Origin of the sequence: Kitasatospora sp. NPDC004799 (assembly GCF_040609095.1) — a bacterium.
Taxonomy (GTDB): Bacteria; Actinomycetota; Actinomycetes; order Streptomycetales; family Streptomycetaceae; genus Kitasatospora.
Genome location: NZ_JBEXJK010000762.1, coordinates 1 through 1,670 on the forward strand (window position 1 = coordinate 1; position 1,670 = coordinate 1,670).

General features: G+C 76.8%; 2 pseudogenes. One reads left to right on the forward strand and one right to left on the reverse strand.

Annotated features, from left to right (window positions below):
* Nucleotides 1-823: 823 nt before the first annotated feature.
* Nucleotides 824-1,216 (forward strand): annotated as a pseudogene (locus ABZW03_RS40600) (hypothetical protein); the annotation flags it as partial.
* A gap of 377 nt (nucleotides 1,217-1,593) precedes the next feature.
* Here ABZW03_RS40600 and ABZW03_RS40605 read toward each other — a convergent pair.
* A pseudogene (locus tag ABZW03_RS40605) lies at nucleotides 1,594-1,670 on the reverse strand (DUF664 domain-containing protein); the annotation flags it as partial.

Genomic DNA, 1,670 nt, shown 5'->3' on the forward strand with positions numbered 1-1,670 from the left:
GACCAAGGCGCACGAGGCGCGGGTGGCGGCGGACGCCGCCGACGCGGCCGCGAAGCTGGTCGACGCGGCCAAGGACACGCTCGGCCACGCGGACAAGGCCCTGTCCGACAGCCAGGAAGCGGCGGGCGCCGCGCTGAGCGCGAAGGGCAACGCCGATGCCGCGGCGGGTTCGGCCGAGCAGGCCGGTTCCTACGCGGCCAGCGCGGGCGGGCAGTCGGCGAAGGCCAAGCAGGCCGCGGCGGCGACGCGCCGCTCGGCCGCCGAGGCCGGCCGTGCCGCCGCAGCCGCGCAGCAGTTGGCCGGGGAGGCCGCGACGCAGTCGCAGGCGGCCGCGGCGTTCCTGAAGTCCGCGGGTGAGCACGCCGCCGCGGCGGCGCTGGCCGCCCGGGACGCCGCCGACCACGCCGGCCAGAGCGCGAACGCCGCGCAGGAGTCGACCAACCACGCGAACGCCGCCTCCGGCTTCGCCGCGGACGCGCAGGCCGCGGTCGACAAGGCCAACGCCCTGCAGGACCTGGCGCGTCGCACCGAGGCCGAGGACCTGACCAACCGCACCGCGATCGCGGTGGAGAAGGCCCGCAAGGCCAAGGCCGACCTGGCGGAGAAGCAGGTGCAGACCGACCAGGCGGCCCAGGACGTCCAGAAGGCGAAGGCCGAGGCCGACCGCCTGGCCGCCCTGGCCAACCAGCCCGGTGCCACCCCGGCGCAGGTCGCCACCGACGGCCGCAAGCTCGCCCTGATCTCCCGCAAGATCTCCGGCTCGTGGGGGAACTCGGCGGCCGTGGACGCCCTGGCCGGTGACGACGCCGCCGTGTTCGCCTACGTGAAGACCGGGCGACGGGAGGCCGAGGAGCGCGACGCCCGCGACAGCGTCGCCGCGATCCACAAGAACTCCGACAGCGAGGCGGTCCGCACCGCGGCCTATGCCGCGCTGCAGGGCAACGCGGCGCAGATCGCCGCGTTCCTGGCCAGTGGTCAGTACGAGGCGGCCGCGCCGGAGAACCGGCTGACGATCACCCGCATCACCGACAAGGCCGGCCCGGCCGTCAAGGCCGCCGCCGACGAGGCGCTGCGGGTCAACACCCCCGCCGTCCTGCGGGACTTCCTCGGCAAGGGGCTGTCGGACGCGCAGGCCGCCGACGACCGCCTGACCGCCACCCGGCTGGAGGACGCCCCGGCCACCGAGCCCGAGCTCAAGGCCGCGGCGACGATCGCCCTCGAAGGCCCGGTGGAGGACCTGCGCGCCTTCGTGGCCCAGGGCCAGTACACCGCCCTCCAGCGCGACCAGCTCACCGCGCTGCACGTCGCCGACGTCAAGGGTCTGATCGCCCAGGCGACCGCCGCCGCCGCGACCGCCCAGCAGAACGCGGCCACGGCCCAGGCCGCCGCCGCCATCGCCCGCAACGCCTCCGCCGAGGCCAACGGCTACGCGGCCCAGGCCCAGGCCTCGGCCAACACCGCCGCCGACCAGGTCGCCAAGGCCCAGGCCGCCGCCGACGCCGCCGCGGCCGACGCCGCCAGGGCCGCGGCCTCCGCGAAGACCGCGAACGCGGCCAAGGCCTCCGCGAACCGCGACGCCGCGAGCGCCGTCCACTCCAGGATGATGTCCGCGTGCCCGGCGTGCTGCGCGGTCTCGGCGATCAGGTGCAGCAGCACCCGCCGGACCGACC